This is a genomic window from Sulfitobacter sp. 1A13368, assembly GCF_043557275.1.
Classification (GTDB): Bacteria; Pseudomonadota; Alphaproteobacteria; order Rhodobacterales; family Rhodobacteraceae; genus Sulfitobacter; species Sulfitobacter faviae.
Map to the genome: position 1 here is coordinate 286,746 of NZ_JBIFFR010000001.1, position 20,406 is coordinate 307,151.

Consider the following 20,406-nt stretch of genomic DNA (forward strand, 5'->3'; position numbering starts at 1 on the left):
TGCCCGCCGCGCGGCCTATGTCAATGGCCGGTCAGCAGCGGCGCAGCCACTCCCGCGCGATGGCACGCGGACCGGATGTGCGCAGGCAAAGGTTGCCCAATTCGATCCATTCGTCTGGGTCGAACGCGGGAAAGAACGCATCGGCGCCGTCGATTTCCACATCCACTTCGGTGACCAAAAGCCGATCCGCCAAGGGCAAGAGCGCGCGGTAGATACCTTCCCCGCCGATACCGTAGACCCGGCGATAGCCCTCTGCCGCGCAATAGCCCAAGGCGGCTTGCGGGTCGCGCGCCACATGGACGCCCTCGACCTCGCTACTAGAGACAACGCAATTCAACCTGTTTTTCAGTGGCTTGAAGGGCAGGCTCTCCCACGTTCGGCGCCCCATGATGATGGCCCCGCCGGTGGTTTCACGCTGAAAAAATTTCAGGTCTTCGGGCAAGGACCAAGGGATATCCCCGTCTTTGCCGATGGCACCATTGCGGGCGCGGGCGACGATCAGGCTCAGCATCAGACGGCCACCGGCGCTTTGATCGCGGGGTCGGGATCATAGCCCTCGAAGGTGAAATCCTCATAGCGGAAATCAAAGATCGAGCTGACCTCGCGGTTGATCTGCAGCTTGGGCAGCGGCTTGGGCGTGCGCGCAAGCTGGGTTTTCACCTGCTCCAGATGGTTGGAATAGATATGCGCGTCGCCCATGGAATGGACGAAATCGCCGGGGGTGTAGCCGGTCACATGGGCCAGCATTTCCAAGAGCAGCGCGTAGGAGGCGATGTTGAACGGCACGCCGAGGAACATATCCGCCGAGCGCTGGTAAAGCTGCAAATGCAGCTTGCCGCCCGCGATGCGCACCTGCCAGAGCGTATGGCAGGGCGGCAGCGCCATCTGGTCCACCTCGCCCGGATTCCACGCCGAAACGATCAGGCGGCGGCTGTCGGGGGTCTTGCGGATCGCCTCGACCAGTTTGGCGATCTGATCGACCTGCCCGGCTTGATGGAGCAGCGTGCCATCGGGCTGGGGCATCGGTTCACCCACCATCGGAAAACGCCGCCACTGGTGGCCGTAAACCGGGCCAAGATCACCGTTTTCATCGGCCCATTCGTCCCAGATGCGAACACCGTTTTCCTTGAGATAGGCAATGTTCGTATCCCCGGCGAGGAACCACAAAAGCTCATGCACGATGGATTTCAGATGCAGCTTTTTCGTGGTGACCAGCGGGAAGCCATCGGCCATCCGGTAACGCTGCTGCATCCCGAAATGAGAGATCGTCCCCGTTCCCGTGCGGTCGGTCGAGGTCACCCCCTGCTCCAGCACTTCGCGCAGCGCATCATGGTACTGTTTCATGCGGCGACCCTCGTCAATCTTGGCATTTGCCTTTGCGTTGCCTTCCGGGCCTTTAGCCTACAGCCAATCATTGCGCAATCAACTGACATCGCCTGCCCACTTTGACACCGGCGGTTTCGCCCCTAAACTCCACCGCGAAGCGCGAAGGGTTAATTTGCCCCCGCCCGCTTTGAACGACATTCAAGCTTGGAAGGGGCGCCGCCCCGTTCAGGCCAGCCAACCAAAGGAAAACTGATGCCCATCAAATACCTGCACACCATGGTGCGCGTGAAAGATCTCGACGCCTCCATCGCATTTTACAAACTTCTGGGCCTTGTCGAGCGGCGCCGCATCGACAACGAAGGGGGCCGCTTCACGCTGGTTTTCCTCTGCCCGCCGGGCATGGATGATGGCCACGCAGATGTCGAATTGACCTACAATTGGGATGGCGACGACGGGTTGCCGAGCGACAGTCGCCATTTCGGCCACCTCGCCTATACGGTCGAGAATATTTATGAGACCTGCCAGCACCTGCAAGACAACGGCGTGACCATCAACCGCCCGCCGCGCGACGGGCGCATGGCCTTTGTCCGCTCGCCCGACAATATTTCCGTCGAACTGCTGCAAGAGGGTGACGCCCTGCCCGCGCAGGAGCCATGGGCCAGCATGGAAAACACCGGCCATTGGTAAGAGGTAGCCCCCGCGCCGCCCCGGCGCTGATGAGTGTAGCGCGGGGGGCTTTTCCGCCTCCCCCGCTTGAGCCGCGTTTTTCTGATGCCCTGCCGAAGGCAGAGAGATGATCCGCGCGGCCCTCGCCCTTTTTCTCACCCTATCAGGCCCGCAATGGGCCGAGGCCGCCTGTCGGCAGGCGCTGGCCTTGGGGCTGGACGTTTCCGGTTCTGTCGATGCGCGGGAGTATCGGTTGCAGTTGGGCGGTTTGGCCGAGGCGTTGGACGATCCGCGCCTGCGGGATGCCCTGCTGGCGCGGCCCGGAGATCACGTCGATCTGATGGTCTATGAGTGGAGCGGGTCCGACGATCAGCGGGTGATCCTACCTTGGACGCCTTTGCGCGATACCGCCACGCTTGACGATGCCATCACCCTTTTGCGCAGTACCGAGCGGATCGCGGCCTCTCCCGGCACGGCCTTGGGCGATGCGATGCAATTCGGCGCGCGGCAGTTGGCGGCGCGTTCGGACTGCCGGAAACACACGCTGGATATTTCGGGCGATGGTATCTCGAACTTCGGCCCGCGGCCCCGGGATATACGCGACAGTCTGCAAAACACGCCCCTTGGGCCACAAGGGCTGATCATCAACGGCTTGGTGATCGGCGCGAAAGACGCGGGCCTTGACGACGATGGGCAAGCCGAGGTCGGCGCGCTGGCGTCATACTACCGGGCCGAAGTTATCCTCGGCCCCGGGGCATTCGTTGAGACGGCAGAGGGGTTCGAAGACTACGCCCGCGCCATGACGCGAAAACTGCTGCGCGAATTGGACGGGCGGGCCTATGCCCAGCTCCCCCCTGCCCGGGATCAATAGATATAGCGGATCTGATCCGTCCAATACCGCTCCATCCGTTTGAGCGAGCGGGTGATATCCTCGATCCCCGCATCCCCTAAGACACCCTTGCTTTCCATCCCATCCGCATGGCGCGAGAATAGATCGGCGACCACATCGCGAATATAGCGCCCCTTTTCGGTCAGGCGCACGCGCACGGAACGGCGGTCAATCTCGCAGCGCTGGTGGTGCATATAGCCCATTTCGACCAGTTTCTTGAGGTTGTAGCTGACGTTGCTGCCCTGATAGTAGCCGCGGCTTTTAAGCTCCCCCGCGGTGACCTCATTATCGCCGATGTTGAACAAAAGCAGCGCTTGCACGGCGTTGATCTCCAACACGCCGACGCGTTCGAATTCGTCCTTGATCACGTCCAGCAGCAAGCGGTGCAACCGCTCGACCAAAGACAGGGACTCAAGATAGCCTGCCATGAAACCCTTTATGGCCATCGGCTGCGTGGCGGGGTCTTGAATGCTCATGCGAAATCTCCGGTTCACTTTGTTTGAACCGGAAACTCGCTAAAAAATCAGAATAATTCGTTAAACCCTTTCGGGTTTTTTGAATTAGCCCCGCGCCTCGGCCAATTGCCCTCGGATATCCGCGATCAATCCCTCATATTCGGCGGGTGCCTCTGCCTGTCCGCTGACCCAAAGATAGAGGTCGTGGTCATTCTCGTTCAGCATTTGGTCGTAAAGTGTGAGGCCCGCGTCATCCATCTGCGGCAACCGCGCCTCGGCATAGGCCGAGAGGATCAGGTCCATCTCCTTGATGCCCCGGCGCATAGAGCGCATTTGCAGGCGTTTGATCCGGTGTTCGGGGGCTTCAGCCATCTGCGGGCTCCATCATGAGGCGCCGAATGCGCTTTTCCAATTTGCCGACAGTCTCGGCCTTTTTCAGCAGGTCGCTGCGCAGGGCGCGCATATCGGCCAACACCTCTTCGAGGTCGACACGGCGCGCGGTCTCGCCCGCTTCGGGGGCATCGACCCCCTCGCCTTCGCCATTGATCAGCCACATCATCGAAACGTTGAGCAGCCCCGCCAGCATCGACAGCCGGTTGGCGCGCGGCTCCGACAGGTCGTCTTCCCAACCGCGCAGGGTGGACAGGCGCACGCCCAGCCGTTTGGCCAGCATCGCCTGTGTCATGCCGGTCTGTTCGCGGGCCGCCGCGACCCGGTCGCCAAAGGTGGCGGCCTCGGGGCCGTACCAGTCAATCTCGTCGGTCATGCTTTATCTCCTGCCAGACACCCTTGCCGGGTGCGGGGACGCCCCCTATGAACGTGGAGATATTCATAAGCAACCCGAGGCTGAAATGGAACTGCTGTCCGCGACCCTTGATCGGGTCAAACCGTCGCCCACCATCGCCGTCACCACCAAAGCGGCAGAACTCAAGGCCGCGGGGCGCGACATCATCGCGCTTGGCGCGGGCGAGCCGGATTTCGACACGCCGCAGAACATCAAGGACGCAGCCGTGGCCGCGATCAACGCGGGCAAGACGAAATACACCCCCGTCGACGGTATCCCCGAATTGAAACAGGCGATCTGCGCCAAGTTCAAACGCGACAACGGGCTCGATTACACGCCCGCGCAGGTCAGCGTCGGCACCGGGGGTAAGCAGATCCTCTACAACGCGCTGATGGCCACGATGAACCCCGGCGAAGAGGTCGTGATCCCCGCGCCCTATTGGGTGAGCTACCCCGACATGGTGCTTTTGGCGGGCGGCACGCCGGTCATCGCCCCCGCGACGCTGGAGAACGATTTCAAGCTCACCCCCGAGGCGCTGGAAGAGGCGATCACGCCCAAGACCAAATGGTTCATCTTCAACTCCCCCTCGAACCCCACCGGGGCGGGCTACAGCCGCGACGAGCTGAAGGCGCTGACCGATGTGCTGATGCGCCACCCGCATGTCTGGGTGATGACCGACGACATGTATGAGCATCTCGCCTATGACGGTTTCGAGTTCTGCACGCCGGCAGAGGTGGAACCCGCGCTCTACGACCGCACGCTGACGGTCAATGGCGTGTCGAAAGCCTATGCCATGACCGGCTGGCGTATCGGCTATGCCGCGGGGCCGGAAAAGCTGATCGGTGCGATGCGCAAGATCCAGTCGCAGAGCACCTCGAACCCCTGTTCGGTCAGCCAATGGGCCGCGGTGGAGGCGCTCAACGGCCCGCAGGATTACATCGCCGAAAACAATGAGACCTTTGTGCGCCGCCGCAATCTGGTGGTGGAGATGCTCTCGGCCATCGAGGGCATCACTTGCCCGACGCCCGAGGGGGCGTTTTACGTCTATCCCTCTATCGCCGGGCTGATCGGCAAGACCTCGGCGGCGGGCACCAAGATCACGGATGACGAGGCTTTCGCCACCGCTTTGCTTGAGGAAACCGGCGTTGCGGTCGTCTTTGGCGCGGCCTTTGGGCTTTCGCCGAATTTCCGGGTCAGCTACGCTACTTCGGATGAGGCGCTGAAAGAGGCGTGCAGCCGCATCCAGAGCTTCTGCGCCGGGCTGACGTAAGGGACAACACCATGGCGGGCGATCTTCCCGACTATTACTTCAGGGTCCGCGAGAATGGCGCGGCGGTGTTTCGGCTGGATGCCGCGAACCGCCAGCGCCGGATCGAGATGGAGCAGATCGCCGTCGTCAACATCCGCAACGGAGAGGTAAAGCCCCATGGGCAGCACCGTTTGACCGAGGCCGATCAGGCCGAGATTGCCCGCTGGACCAAGGCCCGCCGCGAGACCCTTGCGGCGCGCGAGATCGACGACATCCGCCGCGCCGTGGAGCATCTGAACCTCACCACCCAATGGGCGCAGTCCCGCGCCACGGATGCCGAGCTTGAGGCGGTGACGGATGAGTTGCTGCTGGCCATGCACGACCTGCGCAGCACGCTGGTACGCAAAAAGGCGGATCGGATGGACCGGGGCTGAGGTCTAAACCGCCAGCCGCTTGACGATCACGCCCCAGAAACGCGCATTCAGCAGCAGCCCGGCCACCGCCAGCCCAGCCACCAGCCCGGCCCAGATGCCCATGGCCCCGAAGCCCAGCACAAAGCCCAGCAGGTAGGAACAGGGCATGCCGACGATCCAATAGCTGACCGCGGCCATGACCATCGGCACTTTGGTATCCTGCACCCCGCGCAACAGCCCAAGGGCCACCACCTGCGCCCCATCGACCAGTTGGAACAGCGCCGCCATCACCAGAAGCCCGGTGCCAATGGCGAGGATTTCAGCCCGCGCCGGCTCATCCTCTTGCATGAAGACCGAGATCAGCGGCTCGGGCCAGCCGACAAAACCAACCATGGTGAGCAGCGCAAAGACCAGCGACAGCACGGTCACGATCACCGCCCCGCGCTTCATATGCGGCACGTCGCGGCGGCCATAGGCATTGCCCGCGCGGATCGTGGCGACATTGCTCAGCCCCAAATGCACCATGAAGGTCAGTGAGGCGAGTTGGATCGCGATGCCATGTGCGGCCAGCGGGATCGTCCCCAGCCAGCCCATCATCAGCGAGGAGGCCGCGAATAGCCCGACTTCGCTCAGCGTGGTCAGGCCAATCGGCAGGCCCAGCGTGAACACCCGCAGCAACATCTGCCCGTCCACCCGCCAGAGGCGCACGAACAGGCTGTGTTGCGGTAGGGCGATCAGCACATAGATCACCACCCCGATCAACGAGACGCATTGCGTCGTGACCGAGGCCACAGCCGCCCCCATCACGCCAAGCTCCGGCGCGCCCCAGTTGCCGAAGATCAGCGCGTAATTCGCCAACGCATTGACCCCGGCGACCAGCAGGGTGATCCACAGCACCACCTGCGTGCGCTCCAACGCGGCGAGGTAGGATTTCAACACCATCACCAAAAGCGCAGGGAGAATGCCCCAGCCTGCCACTTTGAGGTAATCGCCCGCCCGGTCGGCAAGGTTCGGCCCCTGCCCCAAAAGGTCCAGCACCGCGGGCGACCAGATCATCGCGGGCAGCGCGATCATGGCGAACCCCACCGAGAGCCACAGCCCCATGCGCGTGGCGCGGCGCAGGCCGATCTCGTCATCCTCGGCGTCATAGGCGGCCACCAAGGGCATTACCGCCATGGCAAAGCCCGACCCAAAGATAAACAGGACGAAGAAATAGGTGCTGCCCAAGACCACCGCCGCCAGTGCCTCGACCGAATACCAGCCGAGCATGACGGTATCGGTCACGCCGATGGCCATCTGTGCCAGATGCCCGCCGATCAGCGGCAGGCCGAGTGTCAGGATCGCCCGGACGTGATTGCGGTTGGTCATTGTCTTGCTCATGGCACGAGCCTTACGCCGGGTCGCTGCAAAGGGGAAGTGCGGTTTTTACGCTCTGCCATGGGTTTGCGCGGGGCCGATGCCACTGTTTTGCCATGAAATCCTTGCGTCCGCGGCCCTTAACGGCAAAGCTGGTGGCAGGAGGGCTCGCGATGGAACCGACACGGACCGAAACCCGCCGATTGAACGGTCAGGAAATTTTCATCCGCCATTGGGGCGATGAAAGCCTACCGCCGTTGTTGATGCTCCACGGTTTTCCCGAATACGGCGGCGCGTGGCGTGATCTGGCACCGCTGCTGTGCCAAGACTTCCACTGCATCGCGCCCGACCAGCGCGGTTATGGCCAAAGCAGCGCGCCCGAGGGGATCGAACCCTATGCGATGGCGCATCTCATGGCCGATATGGCCGCTTTGATCGGCGACAGGCCAGTGACCGTCTTGGCACATGACTGGGGGGCCTCCGTGGGCTACGCTTTGGCGATGTTCCGGCCTGAGCTGGTGGCCCGTCTGATCGTGCTCAACGGCGTGCATCCCGTGCCGTTTCAGCGCGCCATGGCCGCAGGCGGGGCGCAGTCGCGCGCCTCGCAATATATCAACGCCCTGCGCGCCGAAGGCAGCGCGGTGCGGCTGGCGCGGGACGATTTCGCGGGCCTGCTCGACCTTTTTTCCGCCAATATGGACCTCAGCTGGCTGACGCCCGCGCGGCTTGAGGACTACCGCGCGGAATGGGGGCGGCCGGGGCGACTCAGGGCGATGATCAACTGGTATCGCGCCTCCCCCCTGCAAGTCGCCCCGCCGGGCAAGCCCCTGCGCGACCTGCCAGAATTCCCGGTCGACCGTTTGCGCGTCGCCTGCCCGCACCTGCTGATTTGGGGAACCGAAGACACCGCCCTGCTGCCCGAAGCCACCGCCGGGTTGGAGGCTTTCGCGCCGGACCTCACCCGGGTCGAGATCGAAGGGGCGGATCATTGGCTGCACCACCAAAAGCCGTCGGAGGTGGCGGCGGCGGTGCTCAACTGGTGCAGGCAGCGGCCCTTGTAAAATGGGCGAAAGAATGTATATTCAGTTATGCATTCAGGAGCCGCGCCATGACCCGCATTCACACCAACCACATCGCCACCATGACCGAGATGCGCGAACCGCATAAGGTATTGGAACGTTCGGGCGGCAAGCCCGTGGCGGTGATGAAGAACTCGCGCTGCGTGGGCTATTTCGTACCCGCCGAGGCGACGTTGCAAGAAGAGCCGCGCGTGGCCACGCTGGATGAGGTGATGGAAAGCATTGCCCGCAGGAAGCACATCAATCAGCCCGTTCTGGACTACCTCAAAGATAAATGACCTATGTGCTGCTTTCACCTGACCTCGTCGTCAAAATTCACGATTCCGCGCTAAACCCCGGCGAGGTGGCCGGTATGGCCTTGGACAAATCGCTAGAAGGGGCATTGGCGCGGGTCGATAACCGGCTGGTCTACGGCATGATCGAAGATGTTTTCGACCTTGCCGCGGCCTATTGCGTGGCAGTTGCCACCGGGCATGTCTTTAACGATGCCAACAAGCGAACCGCGCATCTCGTTCTCGATATCTGCCTTGATCTCAATGGGGTGCAACTTGACCACGACACCGTCGAGGCAGGCGATCTGATCCGCGAGGTGGCCCAAGGCCGCATCGATGAAGAGACCCTTGCCGACTGGCTGCGCGCCAAAGCTGGCTAACCGGGGCAAAACAGCAGCCCAAGACAAACCCGCGATTGCCCCCGGCGCGCGGGGCTGTCAAAATGGCCCCCACCCACAAACAAAGAGCAGGCCCGCATGACCGACCTTCTTTCCGGCCAGGAACCCACCGAATACGATGCCTCCTCCATCGAAGTGCTGGAGGGGCTGGAGCCCGTCCGCAAACGCCCCGGGATGTATATCGGCGGCACCGATGAGCGCGCGCTGCACCACATGGTGGCCGAGGTGCTCGACAACTCGATGGACGAGGCGGTCGCGGGCCATGCCAACCGGATCGAGGTCGAGCTGAACGCCGATTATTCGGTCACCATCCGCGACAACGGCCGCGGCATCCCGATCGACCCGCATCCGAAGTTTCCGGACAAATCCGCGCTCGAGGTGATCCTCTGCACCCTGCACGCGGGCGGCAAGTTCTCGGGCAAGGCCTACCAGACCTCGGGCGGCCTGCACGGTGTGGGCGCCTCGGTCGTGAACGCGCTGTCGGATTCCATGGTGGTTCAGGTCGCGCGCAACCGCGAGCTTTTCGAGCAGCGTTTCTCGCGCGGCATCCCGCAAGGGCCGGTGGAGAAAATCGGTGCCGCCCCCAACCGGCGCGGCACCACCGTCACCTTCCACGCCGACGAACAGATTTTCGGCGCGCATCGCTTCAAGCCCGCACGCCTGCTCAAGATGGTGCGCTCCAAGGCCTATCTCTTTTCCGGCGTCGAGATCCGCTGGAAGTCCGAGATCGAGGACGGCGACACGCCGATGGAGGCGACCTTCCACTTCCCCGGCGGTCTGGCCGACTACCTGCGCGAGACGCTGGGCAAGGCCACGACCTATGCCGAGAACCCCTTTGCCGGCACCGTCGAGTTCCAAGAGCGTTTCGGCGTGCCGGGCAAGGTCGAATGGGCGATCAACTGGACGCCCGCGCGCGACGGTTTCATCCAGTCCTACTGTAACACCGTCCCCACGCCCGAGGGCGGCACCCACGAAAGCGGCTTCTGGGCTGCGATCCTCAAGGGCATCCGGGCTTACGGCGAGCTGGCGAACAACCGCAAGGCCAAGGACATCACCCGCGACGACCTGATCACCGGGGGCTGCGCGCTGGTGTCCTGCTTCATCCGCGAGCCGGAGTTCGTGGGCCAGACCAAGGACCGTCTCGCCACCACCGAGGCGCAGCGGCTGGTCGAAAACGCGGTGCGCGACCATTTCGACAACTGGCTGGCGGCGGACACGAAATCCGCGGGCGCGATCCTCGACTTCCTCGTGCTGCGCGCCGAGGAGCGGATGCGCCGCAAGCAGGAGAAGGAAACCGCCCGCAAATCCGCCACCAAGAAACTGCGCCTGCCCGGCAAGCTCACCGATTGCACCAGCAAGTCGCGCGAGGGCACGGAGCTTTTCATCGTCGAGGGCGACAGCGCCGGCGGCTCCGGCAAGGGCGCGCGCAACCGCGAGAAACAGGCGCTGCTGCCTTTGAAGGGCAAGATCCTCAACGTGCTGGGCGCGGCCTCGAGCAAGCTGTCGACCAATGCCGAGATCAACGACCTTTGCGAAGCGCTCGGCGTTGGCATGGGCACGAAGTTCAACCTCGACGATCTGCGCTACGACAAGATCATCATCATGACCGACGCCGACGTCGACGGCGCGCATATCGCCTCGCTTCTGATGACCTTCTTCTTCACCCAGATGCGTCCACTCATCGACGCGGGCCACCTCTACCTCGCCTGCCCGCCGCTGTTCCGCCTGACCCAAGGCGCCAAGCGGGTCTATTGCCTCGACGAGGCGGAAAAGAACATGTGGCTGGAGAAGGGCCTCGGCGGGAAAGGCAAGATCGACGTCAGCCGCTTCAAGGGTCTGGGCGAGATGGACGCGAAGGACCTCAAGGAGACCACGATGGACCCCGAGACCCGCAAGCTCATCCGCGTGACCGTGGACGAGGACGTGCCGGGCGAGACCGGGGATCTTGTCGAGCGGCTGATGGGGAAGAAGCCGGAGATGCGGTTTGCGTATATTCAGCAGAACGCGCAGTTTGTGGAGGAGTTGGATGTTTGAGGGGAAGAAAAGTTTTTCGGACTATACGGGTAAGATTCCAAGTCTGTTTGAAGCACTGACGAATATGCCAATAGAGAAGTTTAGGGCCAGCGTTAAAGATAAGGGTAAGTCAGAAATATACATACTCTATGAGAACGAGGACCCTGTGTATGTAGGCCGCACCCGAAATTTGGAGGGCCGGTTCCGAGCTCATACAACAAGGTCTCACAATTCCGCATCTTTCGCGTTAAAGCGAACAAGGGCAAAACACCCAGAGATTGCTAAGGCTACTTACTCTTCAGTAAATAGCAGACAAGCGATTGTTGAACATCCGGAGTATGGTCAGACATTTCGCGATGAGATTGATGCGATTAGATCAATGAGTTTTCGATTCTTGGAAGTGCCTGATCCGATCGAGCAATATCTGTTAGAGTTGTATGCAACGATTGAACTGGATCTTGAATTGACGGGTTTCGACTCTCACTAAGAAATAGCCTTACTAGCCAGCCACATCTGTCCGTATCCCCTGCGCCTTTGGCGCATAGCCCCTTCCCCCCATGGGGAAGGGGCTTCCACACAACGATAGGTCGGGACCGCGACAGCAGTTACCTGTACCGTCCGCGATCACCCCAAACTTCCCCCTTGATCCACAACCTCCCCCGCGCCTAACTCATCCCATGATCCGCGCGCTTCTCCTCTGCCTCCTCCTCGCCGCCTGCGGTCGACCGCTGACGGACAACGAACGCGCCTATCTCGCCACCATCCACGGGCCCACCCTCAACTACGACCGCGTGCGCCTGCATGACGGCGCCCCCACCCGCGCGGTCACCTTCCGCCGCAAGCCGCGCCCGCGCACCACTTGCCGCGAGCGCATTCTGCCGCCGCAGGTGGGCGAGACCGTCACCTCGAAACCCGCCGCCGTGGCGCTCTTCAACCGTGTGCTCTTCGACAAGGACTGGTACCTCGAGGATTACCTGCCCGATCACCCCGACCGCATCGGGCTGATCGCCGCCATGCTGCTGGCGCATGAGATCACCCATGTCTGGCAATGGCAGAACCGCGACCTCACCGGCTACACGCCCCTGCGCGCGGCCTCCGAGCAGTTCACCAGTCCGGACCCCTACCTCTTCGACGTGGATACCAAGCCGCGGTTTCTCGATTTTGGCTATGAGCAACAAGGCTCGATCGTTGAGGAATTCGTTTGCTGCCGCGCGCTCGACCCGCAGGCGCCGCGCACCAAGCGGCTGCATGCGATGCTGTCGGAGGTCATGCCCGTGGCCCCCCTGCCCCAAAGCCGCCCCTATGACGTGGGCCTGCCCTGGGACGGGGTCGAGTTAGAAAACATCTGCGGCTGAGTCAGACCGGCAGCAACTGCCCCGCGTCGAGCCGAATTTGCCGGTCCATCCGGGCCGCCAGTTCAAGGTTATGCGTGGCGATCACCGCCGAAAGCCCGGTGCCGCGCACCAGCGCCATCAGCGCGGCAAAGACCTGATCCGAGGTCGAGGGGTCAAGGTTGCCCGTGGGCTCATCCGCCAGCAGAAGCCGCGGCGCGTTGGCCAGCGCGCGGCAGAAGGCCACCCGCTGCTGCTCACCGCCCGACATGGCGGCGGGGCGGTGATCGGCGCGCTCGGCGATGCCGACCTGCGTCAGTAGCTCCCGCGCCCGCGCCTCGGCCTCCTTGCGCGCCACGCCATTTGCCAGCTGCGGCAACACGATGTTCTCCAGCGCCGTGAACTCGGGCAGCAGGTGGTGGAACTGGTAGATGAAGCCCACGTCGGCGCGGCGCACGGCCGTCCGGCGGCGGTCGCTCTGGCCCGTCAGGTCATCGCCCCCGATCTCCACCGTGCCGCTGTCAGCGGTGTCCAAAAGCCCCGCGATATGCAGCAGCGTCGACTTGCCAGCCCCGGAGGGTGCGACCAGCGCCACCACCTCGCCGGGGGCCACCTCAAGGTCGATGCCGCGCAGCACCTGCACCTCGTTCGGCGCACCGGAATTGTAGGCCTTGGAAATGCCGCTCAGACGCAGGACGGGATCATTCATAGCGCAGGGCCTCCACCGGGTTCATCCGCGCCGCGCGGCGGGCGGGAAAGATCGTGACGACGAAGGACAGACCGAGCGACAGCGCCACGGCTGAGAGCACATCGCCCAGTTGCAGTTTCGCGGGCAGGAAATAAATGCCCCGGATCGAGGCATCCCAGGCATTGCCGCCGCTGAGGTAGTTCACGAAGCCGAAGATCTGGTCGACGTAAGTGGCAAACAGCACCCCCAGCACGACGCCCGCGGCGGTGCCGATGATGCCCGTGAAGGCCCCGCAGATGAAGAACACCCGCAGCACCGAACCCTCAGACAGCCCCATTGTGCGCAGGATGCCGATGTCGCGGCCCTTGTTCTTGACCAGCATGATCAGCCCCGAAACGATGTTCATCGCCGCGATCAGCACCAGAACGCTGAGGATCACGAACATCACCCGGTCCTCGATGTCGAGCGCCGAGAGGAAGGAGCTTGAGGCGTCGCGCCACGTCCAGACCTGCGCGCGCTCACCCGCCGCCTGCATCAGCGCGGGCGCCATGGCATCCACGCCTTCCGGGTCTTCGACCATGACCTCCAGCTCATCGGCCACGCCCTCGCGATTGAAAAAGCTCTGCGCCTCGGTGATCGGCAGGTAAACCCGTGTTTTATCAATGTCGTAGCGCCCAGCAGAGAAGATATAGACCACCTCATAGGCATTGACCCGCGGGCTGGTGCCAAAGGCGGTCTTTACCCCATTGGGCGAGATCAGCTTGACGCTATCGCCGACCTGCACGCCCAAGGACTGCGCCACGCCGCTGCCGATGGCCATGCCCTCTTCAAAACGCGTGATGTCACCGAAAGAACGCTCCGAAGGCTGGATGCCGGGGATGGTCATCAAATCGTCCGAAGCGATGCCGAAAACCTCAACCCCTGCGTTCGACTGGCGGCGATTGGCCATGACCTGTTGCCGCACCAGCGGGGCCACACGGGTCACGCCTTCGACGGCTGCCACCCGCTCGGCCATGGCCTCGTAATCGTCGATGGTGCGGTCGATCTGGCCGTTGGGCAGCACCTCCCCCATCGTGTAGACGGTGACATGGGCATTGGCCCCGAGGATCGTGTCGACGAACTCAGCGCGGAACCCTGAGCGGACCGAAAGCGTGGCGATCAGCGCAAAGACCGCCAGCGTGATGCCGATGAGGCTGATCCACGTCATGACGCTGACGCCCCCTTCGGCGCGGCGGGCGCGCAGGTAGCGCCAAGCGATCATCCATTCAAAGGCCGCGAATGGGGCGGTGCGTGTGGGTTTGCTGGCCATGCGGGAAGGCTCCGGTCTGAGGTGCGCGCAACCTGAGGCTTTGCCCCAGCAGGGTCAAGAACGCAATGCCCGGCGGCGGCGGAAGCGCGCGGGCCATGTGGGCAGCCACAGCAACAGGCGGGTGAGACTGGCCCCCGTGATGAGCCCCAAACCGGCGAAGAGCCATTCGGCACGGCTGCGCGAGGCGGTGGGGGCAAAGCCGCGCAGGGCGGCGCGCAAAGCTCCGGCATCCGGGTTACGCCATAGCAGATAGCAACGCAGGAACGGGCCCGCTGATTGGAGCCTTGGCAATGCGGCCTCAAGCCACCCTTGCCGTTCGATGTTGCGGCGCAGGTCCAAGCCCCGGCGCTCTAGCAGCGCCGATCCGCGCAGCCGCGCCACGGCGTCTTCCCGCACCAGCCCTGCGGTCTGCGCGGCGGCATCGAAATCCGCCACGACTTTGGCGAGGCGCTGCTCCGCCGCCTCCAGTTGAAACACATAGGCCCGGGTGAACCCCGGGCCTTGTGCGGCAATGCCTGCGCTTACGATCCCACCGGCCAATGTCAGCGCCCGAAGGATCATCGCGGCCCTCAGACGATACCGGCGTAGATCTTGGCGATCTTCTCAACCGCCTGTTCGGGCGGCAGTTCCTCGCTCTCACCCGTGCGGCGGCTGGTAAGTTCGACCACGCCGTTCTTCAGCCCGCGCGGGCCGACGGTGATGCGCCATGGCAGACCGATGAGGTCCATCGTGGCGAACTTCATCCCCGCCCCGCCCTTGCGGTCGTCATAAAGCGGATCGAGGCCCAGCGCCTTGAGGCTGTTGTAAAGCGCGTCGCAGGCCGCGTCGGCCTCCGCATCGCCCTGTTTGAGGTTCACGATCCCCGCATGGAAAGGCGTCACCCCCTCGGGCCAGATGATGCCCTTGTCGTCATGGCTGGCTTCGATGATCGCGCCCAGCAGACGGCTGACGCCGATGCCGTGGCTGCCCATATGCACCGGCACCTGTTTGCCGTCGGGGCCTTGCACCTTGGCGTTCATCGCGTCGGAATATTTGGTGCCGAAATAGAAGATTTGCCCCACTTCGATGCCGCGGGCGCTGCGCTGGCGCTCTTCCGGCACCTTGGCAAATACCTCGGGGTCATGGGTCTCATCCGTGCGGGCGTAGCGGGAGGTGAACTCCTCCAGCACCGCGCGGCAGGCGTCGTGATCATTGGGGTCGATCTCGCGGTCGCCAAAGGTCAGATCGGTGATCTCGCTGTCGTAGAAAACCTCCGACTCGCCCGTTTCGGCCAGCACGAGGAACTCATGCGTGTCATCGCCACCGATGGGGCCAGAGTCGGCGCGCATCGGGATCGCTTGCAGGCCCATCCGCTCATAGGTGCGCAGGTAGCTGACCAGATGGCGGTTATAGGCGTGCAACGCGTCCTCTTTGGTGAGGTCGAAGTTATAGCCGTCCTTCATCAGGAACTCACGGCCCCGCATCACGCCGAAACGCGGGCGGATCTCGTCACGGAACTTCCATTGGATGTGGTAGAGCGTCAGCGGCAGGTCTTTGTAAGAGCCGACATGGCTGCGGAAGATGTCGGTGATCATCTCCTCATTGGTGGGTCCGTAAAGCATGTCGCGGTTCTGCCGGTCGCGGATGCGCAGCATCTCGGGGCCATAGGCGTCATAGCGGCCCGATTCCTTCCACAGGTCCGCCGATTGCAGCGTTGGCATCAGCATCGGGATATGGCCCACGCGCTGCTGCTCTTGGTGCACGATCTCTTCGACCTTGCGCAGCACCTTGTAGCCCAGCGGCAGCCAGGAATAGATCCCCGCGCTGGATTGCTTGATCATCCCCGCCCGCAGCATCAACCGGTGGCTGACGATCTGCGCCTCGGCAGGGTTTTCCTTCAGCACGGGTAGAAAATATTGGGACAGACGCATGGTGTTTCCTCATTGACGCATTGCCCCCTGACTAGTGCATGTCAAAGGGCGAGACAATCACATCGCGCGGCATAGCTGCGGCTTGGCATACTGCCACGGCCGCCTGATCCGCGCGCGCCACCCGCAGCCAAGACTTGAAACAAAACGCCACATGGGCGATGTGATGGCATTCCCTGCCGGAGAGCGCCATGGCCCTGCCAATCAGAGACCAATTGAAGTACTGGGGCATCGCGGCAGCGGTGTTCATGGTGGCGCTGTGGTTCATCGGCGATGTGATGCTGCCCTTCCTGCTGGGCGGGGCGATTGCCTATTTCCTTGACCCCGTGGCCGACCGGTTGGAGCGTTTGGGGCTCAGCCGCACCATGGCCACCGCCGTCATCACCGTGGTGGCGCTTTTGGTCTTCGTGCTGATGGCGCTTTTGGTGATCCCGACGCTGGTGAACCAGACCGTGAACCTGATCGAGACCGCGCCCAAGCTGACCCGTAATTTCACCGATTTCATCACCGACCGTTTCCCCTCTCTCTTGGACGATGATTCGACCCTGCGCACCTCGTTGACGACGCTGGGCACCACCATTCAGGAACGCGGCGGGCAATTGCTGCAAACCGCGCTGGCCTCCTTTGCCTCGCTGATCAACGTCTTGCTCTTGTTCGTCATCGTCCCCGTGGTCGCGGTGTACCTGCTGCTCGATTGGGACCGTATGGTCGCCGCCATCGACCGGCTGCTGCCGCGCGACCATGCCCCGACGATTCGCCAATTGGCGCGCGAGATCGACGCGACGTTGGCCTCTTTCGTGCGCGGCATGGGCACGGTCTGCCTGATCCTTGGCACCTATTACGCCGTGGCGTTGATGCTGGTGGGGCTGCAATTCGGCCTCGTCGTCGGCTTTGTCGCGGGGCTGGTGACCTTCATCCCCTACCTCGGCGCTTTGATCGGCGGGGCGCTGGCGATCGGTCTGGCATTGTTCCAATTCTGGGGCGATTGGCTCTCCATCGGTCTCGTCGCGGGCATCTTCGTGCTGGGCCAAGTGGTCGAGGGCAACCTGCTGACACCAAAGCTCGTCGGCAATTCGGTCGGCCTGCACCCGGTCTGGCTGCTGCTGGCGTTGTCGGTCTTCGGCACGCTCTTCGGCTTCGTGGGTCTGCTGGTCGCGGTGCCCGTGGCCGCCGCCATCGGGGTGATCGCGCGTTTTGCCACGGCGCGCTACCGCGAAAGCGTGCTCTACAAAGGCCGAGAGCCTGAAACGACCGTCGACGAGGACATCCGCTAACATGGCCCACCAACTCGGGTTGAACCTGCCCAGCCGAACGGCTCTGGGCCGCGACGCTTTCTTTGTCGCCCCCTCCAACGCCATGGCCATGGCGATGATCGACGGCTGGCGCGGTTGGGCGGGCGGCAAACTGGCCCTGACCGGGCCGCAAGGCTCGGGCAAGACGCATCTGACGCATGTTTGGGCGGACCTTTCCGGCGCGCGGATCATCAGCGCGGCGGACCTGCTGGAGGCCGACATTCCAGCCCTTGCCCGTGGCCCCGTGGCGGTGGAGGATGTGCATCTGATCGCCGGTGACGCGGCCGCGCAAACGGCGCTCTTTCATCTGCACAACCTCGTGCTGGCCGAAGGTCAGGCGCTGCTGCTCACCGGCACCGGGCCGGTGGCGCATTGGGGCCTTACGCTGCCCGATCTGGTCAGCCGGATGCGCGGCGCCACGATGGTCGAGATGGAGGCGCCCGACGATGCGCTGCTCTCGGCCCTGCTGGTCAAACTGCTGGCCGACCGGCAACTGACGCCCAAGCCGGAACTGATCAACTACCTAATGACGCGGATGGACCGATCCTTTGCCGCCGCCATCGCGCTGGTCGACCGGCTGGATGCCGCCAGCCTTGCACAGAAGCGCCCCCTGACCCGCGCACTGGCCGCGCAGGTGCTGGACATCGCCCCGCCTCGCGCGTGATACTGGAATAATTAACGCAAGCCTTCGCAAACCCGTTACATTCCAATGTCATGAGGCCCGCATGACCCAAGCCGATTTCCTGCAAGCGCCCTTTCCGCCCGCCACCGATCTGCCCGATCTCGACACCACCGGGCCGGGCCGGTTCTTTAACCGTGAGTTGAGCTGGCTCGACTTCAACTGGCGCGTGCTGGAAGAGGCCGAAAACCCGCGCGTGCCACTTTTGGAGCGGCTGCGCTTCCTGTCGATCTCGGCCACCAACCTCGATGAATTCTATACCGTGCGCGTGGCGGGCCTGCGCGAGCTTGCGCAGGCAGGCAACACCACCGCCGCCGCCGATGGGCTGAGCCCCGGCGAGCAACTGGTGTTGATCAACGAAGACGCGCGCAATCTGATGATGTCCCAGCAACGGGTGCTGGTCGACCTCATGGCCGAGATGGACGCGCAGAACATCATGCTGGAACGCACGGCCGACCTGACCGAGGCCGATTACAAACATCTCGAAGGGGTCTTCCTCAACCAAGTCTTCGCCGTGCTCTCGCCGCTGGCGATCGACCCCGCGCACCCCTTCCCCTTCATTCCCAACACCGGCTACGCGCTGGCGCTGCAACTGGAGCGGACCCGCGACAAACGCCCGCTACAGGCGCTCTTGCCGATCCCGGCGCAGATCGACCGTTTCGTGCCCCTGCCCGCCCCCGATGGCTGCCTGCGCTACCTGCCGCTTGAAGATCTGCTGATCATCAATATCCCCAACCTCTTTCCGGGCTACAAACTCAAGGCGCATTTCGAATTCCGTGTGCTGCGCGACAGCGATCTTGAGGTGGAGGACGAGGCCGAAGACCTCGTGCGGGAATTCGAAGTCGCCCTGAAACGTCGCCGCCGGGGCGAGGTCGTACGCCTGACCCATTCCGCAGGCGCGCCGGAAAAGCTGAAATCCGTCGTCATGCGCGAGCTTTGCGTGCGCCCTCAAGACGTGATCGAGATCGACGGCATGTTGGGCATCGCCGACCTCTCGAAACTGGTGACCGATGCCCGGCCAGACCTGCTCTGGCCGCAGTTTACCCCCCGCGTGCCTGAGCGCGTCAGCGACCATGACGGCGATATGTTCGCGGCGATCCGGCAGAAAGACATGCTGCTGCACCACCCCTACGAGACCTTCGACATGGTGGTGCGTTTCCTTGCCCAAGCGGCGCGCGACCCAGATGTGGTGGCGATCAAGCAGACGCTCTACCGCACCTCGCGCGACAGCCCCATCGTTAGCGCGCTTTGCGAAGCGGCGGAGGATGGCAAATCGGTCACCGCGCTGGTCGAGCTGAAGGCCCGCTTTGATGAGGCTGCCAACATCCGCCAATCGCGCCGGTTGGAGCGGGCGGGCGCGCATGTGGTCTACGGTTTTCTCGACCTCAAGACCCACGCCAAGATCTCGACCGTGGTGCGCCGCGAGGGTGATCAACTGGTGACCTATACCCACTACGGCACCGGCAACTACCACCCGATCACCGCGCGGATTTATACGGACCTGTCGCTCTTCACCTGCGATTCCAGCCTAGGGCGCGATGCGACGAAAGTGTTCAATTTCCTGTCGGGCTACGCCCCGCCGGAGCAGTTGGAAAACCTCGCCATCTCCCCCACGACGCTCAAGCCGCGCCTGCTTGAGATGATCCGGGCCGAGGCCGAACATGCCCGCGCCGGACGCCCCGCCGTGATCTGGGCCAAGATGAACGCGTTGATCGACGCCGAGGTGATCGACGCGCTGTATGACGCTAGCCAAGCCGGGGTGGAAATCAGCCTCGTCATTCGCGGCATCTGCGGGCTGCGCCCCGGGGTGAAGGGGCTGTCGGACAACATCCGCGTCAAATCCATCATCGGGCGCTTTTTGGAACACAGCCGCATCGTCTGTTTCGGCAATGGCCACGGGCTGCCGCATAAAAAGGCACGGGTCTTCATGTCTTCTGCCGATTGGATGGGCCGCAACTTGAACCGCCGGGTCGAGACATTGGTCGAGATCGAGAACCCCACCGTCAAGGCGCAGATCACCAGCCAAATCATGGCGGCCAATCTGGCTGACGTGGCGCAAAGCTGGGTCATGGGGCCGGATGGTAAATTCACCCGCCCGGCGATCCCCGAAGGCACTTTCGCCTTCAGCTGCCACCGCTTTTTCATGGAAAACCCCTCGCTTTCCGGTCGGGGCAGCGCCGGGGCGTCGGATGTGCCCAAGCTAACCCATACCGAGGATTGACCGGCAAGCGCCCCTTTGGCAATTGACCTCACCGCCCCCCTGCGCCAATTATCCAGTGAAACGGATGGCCCGCAGGAGC

General features: G+C 63.2%; 23 protein-coding genes. 13 read left to right on the plus strand and 10 right to left on the minus strand.

Features of this window, described 5'->3' with window-relative positions; genetic code table 11:
- Positions 1-31: 31 nt before the first annotated feature.
- Together ACGYK4_RS01355 and ACGYK4_RS01360 are read right to left on the minus strand one after the other, a co-directional pair.
- Complete coding sequence (locus ACGYK4_RS01355) at positions 32-511, minus strand: dihydrofolate reductase (protein ID WP_394409945.1); 480 nt, start codon at positions 509-511, stop codon at positions 32-34.
- Complete coding sequence (locus tag ACGYK4_RS01360; protein ID WP_394454788.1) at positions 511-1,344, minus strand: thymidylate synthase; 834 nt, start codon at positions 1,342-1,344, stop codon at positions 511-513. The genes ACGYK4_RS01355 and ACGYK4_RS01360 overlap by 1 nt, the downstream gene beginning before the upstream one ends.
- Before the next feature lie 234 nt (positions 1,345-1,578).
- Here ACGYK4_RS01360 and ACGYK4_RS01365 point away from each other — a divergent pair, with 234 nt between their 5' ends.
- On the plus strand, positions 1,579-2,013 hold the full coding sequence (locus tag ACGYK4_RS01365; RefSeq protein WP_394454789.1) for a VOC family protein: 435 nt from the start codon (positions 1,579-1,581) through the stop codon (positions 2,011-2,013).
- 106 nt (positions 2,014-2,119) lie between these two features.
- A complete protein-coding gene (locus tag ACGYK4_RS01370; protein ID WP_394454790.1) occupies positions 2,120-2,863 on the plus strand; it encodes a DUF1194 domain-containing protein in 744 nt (247 codons plus the stop codon).
- Here the strand turns inward: ACGYK4_RS01370 and ACGYK4_RS01375 are convergent.
- The 3 genes from ACGYK4_RS01375 to ACGYK4_RS01385 form a co-directional block, all read right to left on the minus strand.
- A complete protein-coding gene (locus ACGYK4_RS01375) occupies positions 2,857-3,357 on the minus strand; it encodes a MarR family winged helix-turn-helix transcriptional regulator (protein ID WP_067262129.1) in 501 nt (166 codons plus the stop codon). The genes ACGYK4_RS01370 and ACGYK4_RS01375 overlap by 7 nt on opposite strands.
- A gap of 84 nt (positions 3,358-3,441) precedes the next feature.
- A complete protein-coding gene (locus ACGYK4_RS01380; protein ID WP_394447126.1) occupies positions 3,442-3,708 on the minus strand; it encodes a succinate dehydrogenase assembly factor 2 in 267 nt (88 codons plus the stop codon).
- Positions 3,701-4,102, minus strand: a complete 402-nt coding sequence (locus ACGYK4_RS01385) for a multiprotein-bridging factor 1 family protein (protein WP_394454791.1) — start codon at positions 4,100-4,102, stop codon at positions 3,701-3,703. The genes ACGYK4_RS01380 and ACGYK4_RS01385 overlap by 8 nt, the downstream gene beginning before the upstream one ends.
- Before the next feature lie 85 nt (positions 4,103-4,187).
- Between ACGYK4_RS01385 and ACGYK4_RS01390 the strand changes: the two genes are divergently transcribed.
- Positions 4,188-5,390: a pyridoxal phosphate-dependent aminotransferase gene (locus ACGYK4_RS01390; RefSeq protein ID WP_394454792.1), complete on the plus strand. Its 1,203-nt coding sequence runs from the start codon at positions 4,188-4,190 to the stop codon at positions 5,388-5,390.
- A gap of 11 nt (positions 5,391-5,401) precedes the next feature.
- Entirely contained in the window at positions 5,402-5,803 is a 402-nt protein-coding gene (locus ACGYK4_RS01395; RefSeq protein ID WP_271693256.1) for a hypothetical protein, read from the plus strand.
- Between the two features lie 3 nt (positions 5,804-5,806).
- On the opposite strand, the gene ACGYK4_RS01400 is transcribed toward ACGYK4_RS01395, so the two are convergent.
- A complete protein-coding gene (locus tag ACGYK4_RS01400) occupies positions 5,807-7,162 on the minus strand; it encodes an MATE family efflux transporter (RefSeq protein WP_394454794.1) in 1,356 nt (451 codons plus the stop codon).
- A 149-nt stretch (positions 7,163-7,311) separates the two neighbouring features.
- Between ACGYK4_RS01400 and ACGYK4_RS01405 the strand changes: the two genes are divergently transcribed.
- The 6 genes from ACGYK4_RS01405 (at position 7,312) to ACGYK4_RS01430 (ending at position 12,255) form a co-directional block, all read left to right on the plus strand.
- The gene (locus tag ACGYK4_RS01405; protein ID WP_394454796.1) at positions 7,312-8,199 is read left to right on the plus strand and encodes an alpha/beta fold hydrolase; all 888 of its coding nucleotides are present in this window, start codon (positions 7,312-7,314) and stop codon (positions 8,197-8,199) included.
- Positions 8,200-8,246: 47 nt separating this feature from the next.
- Positions 8,247-8,495: a hypothetical protein gene (locus tag ACGYK4_RS01410; RefSeq protein ID WP_093926785.1), complete on the plus strand. Its 249-nt coding sequence runs from the start codon at positions 8,247-8,249 to the stop codon at positions 8,493-8,495.
- Positions 8,492-8,869 carry a type II toxin-antitoxin system death-on-curing family toxin gene (locus ACGYK4_RS01415; RefSeq protein WP_394454798.1) on the plus strand — a complete coding sequence of 126 codons (378 nt, stop codon included), beginning with the start codon at positions 8,492-8,494 and terminating at the stop codon, positions 8,867-8,869. The genes ACGYK4_RS01410 and ACGYK4_RS01415 overlap by 4 nt, the downstream gene beginning before the upstream one ends.
- A gap of 96 nt (positions 8,870-8,965) precedes the next feature.
- A complete protein-coding gene (gene parE, locus ACGYK4_RS01420) occupies positions 8,966-10,921 on the plus strand; it encodes a DNA topoisomerase IV subunit B (RefSeq protein WP_271693252.1) in 1,956 nt (651 codons plus the stop codon).
- Positions 10,914-11,387, plus strand: a complete 474-nt coding sequence (locus ACGYK4_RS01425; protein WP_394431654.1) for a GIY-YIG nuclease family protein — start codon at positions 10,914-10,916, stop codon at positions 11,385-11,387. Before parE ends, ACGYK4_RS01425 begins: the two co-directional genes overlap by 8 nt.
- Positions 11,388-11,577: 190 nt before the next feature.
- Positions 11,578-12,255 (plus strand): hypothetical protein, encoded by a 678-nt coding sequence (locus tag ACGYK4_RS01430; RefSeq protein WP_394431652.1) that lies wholly within the window; start codon positions 11,578-11,580, stop codon positions 12,253-12,255.
- A gap of 1 nt (position 12,256) precedes the next feature.
- On the opposite strand, the gene ACGYK4_RS01435 is transcribed toward ACGYK4_RS01430, so the two are convergent.
- The 4 genes from ACGYK4_RS01435 to proS are packed head-to-tail and all read right to left on the minus strand — an operon-like array spanning position 12,257 to position 16,138.
- Positions 12,257-12,940, minus strand: coding sequence for an ABC transporter ATP-binding protein (locus ACGYK4_RS01435; protein WP_394431650.1), 684 nt, complete (start codon positions 12,938-12,940; stop codon positions 12,257-12,259).
- On the minus strand, positions 12,933-14,228 hold the full coding sequence (locus tag ACGYK4_RS01440; RefSeq protein WP_394409915.1) for a lipoprotein-releasing ABC transporter permease subunit: 1,296 nt from the start codon (positions 14,226-14,228) through the stop codon (positions 12,933-12,935). The genes ACGYK4_RS01435 and ACGYK4_RS01440 overlap by 8 nt, the downstream gene beginning before the upstream one ends.
- 54 nt (positions 14,229-14,282) lie before the next feature.
- The gene (locus ACGYK4_RS01445) at positions 14,283-14,789 is read right to left on the minus strand and encodes a DUF2937 family protein (protein WP_394454800.1); all 507 of its coding nucleotides are present in this window, start codon (positions 14,787-14,789) and stop codon (positions 14,283-14,285) included.
- Positions 14,790-14,797: 8 nt separating this feature from the next.
- Complete coding sequence (gene proS / locus ACGYK4_RS01450; RefSeq protein WP_394454802.1) at positions 14,798-16,138, minus strand: proline--tRNA ligase; 1,341 nt, start codon at positions 16,136-16,138, stop codon at positions 14,798-14,800.
- Positions 16,139-16,326: 188 nt separating this feature from the next.
- Here proS and ACGYK4_RS01455 point away from each other — a divergent pair, with 188 nt between their 5' ends.
- From ACGYK4_RS01455 to ACGYK4_RS01465, 3 genes are all read left to right on the plus strand, one after another.
- A complete protein-coding gene (locus ACGYK4_RS01455; protein WP_067265471.1) occupies positions 16,327-17,409 on the plus strand; it encodes an AI-2E family transporter in 1,083 nt (360 codons plus the stop codon).
- Position 17,410: 1 nt separating this feature from the next.
- On the plus strand, positions 17,411-18,091 hold the full coding sequence (locus tag ACGYK4_RS01460) for a DnaA ATPase domain-containing protein (RefSeq protein WP_271693247.1): 681 nt from the start codon (positions 17,411-17,413) through the stop codon (positions 18,089-18,091).
- A gap of 61 nt (positions 18,092-18,152) precedes the next feature.
- Entirely contained in the window at positions 18,153-20,327 is a 2,175-nt protein-coding gene (locus ACGYK4_RS01465) for an RNA degradosome polyphosphate kinase (protein ID WP_394454804.1), read from the plus strand.
- Positions 20,328-20,406: the final 79 nt, after the last annotated feature.

What these genes read in the sequence shown, in the direction of transcription:
- ACGYK4_RS01355 (WP_394409945.1), bottom strand. Translation starts at nt 511, where the DNA reads ATGCTGAGCCTGATCGTCGCCCGCGCCCGCAATGGTGCCATCGGCAAA.
- ACGYK4_RS01360 (WP_394454788.1), bottom strand. Translation starts at nt 1,344, where the DNA reads ATGAAACAGTACCATGATGCGCTGCGCGAAGTGCTGGAGCAGGGGGTG.
- ACGYK4_RS01365 (WP_394454789.1), top strand. Translation starts at nt 1,579, where the DNA reads ATGCCCATCAAATACCTGCACACCATGGTGCGCGTGAAAGATCTCGAC.
- ACGYK4_RS01370 (WP_394454790.1), top strand. Translation starts at nt 2,120, where the DNA reads ATGATCCGCGCGGCCCTCGCCCTTTTTCTCACCCTATCAGGCCCGCAA.
- ACGYK4_RS01375 (WP_067262129.1), bottom strand. Translation starts at nt 3,357, where the DNA reads ATGAGCATTCAAGACCCCGCCACGCAGCCGATGGCCATAAAGGGTTTC.
- ACGYK4_RS01380 (WP_394447126.1), bottom strand. Translation starts at nt 3,708, where the DNA reads ATGGCTGAAGCCCCCGAACACCGGATCAAACGCCTGCAAATGCGCTCT.
- ACGYK4_RS01385 (WP_394454791.1), bottom strand. Translation starts at nt 4,102, where the DNA reads ATGACCGACGAGATTGACTGGTACGGCCCCGAGGCCGCCACCTTTGGC.
- ACGYK4_RS01390 (WP_394454792.1), top strand. Translation starts at nt 4,188, where the DNA reads ATGGAACTGCTGTCCGCGACCCTTGATCGGGTCAAACCGTCGCCCACC.
- ACGYK4_RS01395 (WP_271693256.1), top strand. Translation starts at nt 5,402, where the DNA reads ATGGCGGGCGATCTTCCCGACTATTACTTCAGGGTCCGCGAGAATGGC.
- ACGYK4_RS01400 (WP_394454794.1), bottom strand. Translation starts at nt 7,162, where the DNA reads ATGAGCAAGACAATGACCAACCGCAATCACGTCCGGGCGATCCTGACA.
- ACGYK4_RS01405 (WP_394454796.1), top strand. Translation starts at nt 7,312, where the DNA reads ATGGAACCGACACGGACCGAAACCCGCCGATTGAACGGTCAGGAAATT.
- ACGYK4_RS01410 (WP_093926785.1), top strand. Translation starts at nt 8,247, where the DNA reads ATGACCCGCATTCACACCAACCACATCGCCACCATGACCGAGATGCGC.
- ACGYK4_RS01415 (WP_394454798.1), top strand. Translation starts at nt 8,492, where the DNA reads ATGACCTATGTGCTGCTTTCACCTGACCTCGTCGTCAAAATTCACGAT.
- parE (WP_271693252.1), top strand. Translation starts at nt 8,966, where the DNA reads ATGACCGACCTTCTTTCCGGCCAGGAACCCACCGAATACGATGCCTCC.
- ACGYK4_RS01425 (WP_394431654.1), top strand. Translation starts at nt 10,914, where the DNA reads ATGTTTGAGGGGAAGAAAAGTTTTTCGGACTATACGGGTAAGATTCCA.
- ACGYK4_RS01430 (WP_394431652.1), top strand. Translation starts at nt 11,578, where the DNA reads ATGATCCGCGCGCTTCTCCTCTGCCTCCTCCTCGCCGCCTGCGGTCGA.
- ACGYK4_RS01435 (WP_394431650.1), bottom strand. Translation starts at nt 12,940, where the DNA reads ATGAATGATCCCGTCCTGCGTCTGAGCGGCATTTCCAAGGCCTACAAT.
- ACGYK4_RS01440 (WP_394409915.1), bottom strand. Translation starts at nt 14,228, where the DNA reads ATGGCCAGCAAACCCACACGCACCGCCCCATTCGCGGCCTTTGAATGG.
- ACGYK4_RS01445 (WP_394454800.1), bottom strand. Translation starts at nt 14,789, where the DNA reads ATGATCCTTCGGGCGCTGACATTGGCCGGTGGGATCGTAAGCGCAGGC.
- proS (WP_394454802.1), bottom strand. Translation starts at nt 16,138, where the DNA reads ATGCGTCTGTCCCAATATTTTCTACCCGTGCTGAAGGAAAACCCTGCC.
- ACGYK4_RS01455 (WP_067265471.1), top strand. Translation starts at nt 16,327, where the DNA reads ATGGCCCTGCCAATCAGAGACCAATTGAAGTACTGGGGCATCGCGGCA.
- ACGYK4_RS01460 (WP_271693247.1), top strand. Translation starts at nt 17,411, where the DNA reads ATGGCCCACCAACTCGGGTTGAACCTGCCCAGCCGAACGGCTCTGGGC.
- ACGYK4_RS01465 (WP_394454804.1), top strand. Translation starts at nt 18,153, where the DNA reads ATGACCCAAGCCGATTTCCTGCAAGCGCCCTTTCCGCCCGCCACCGAT.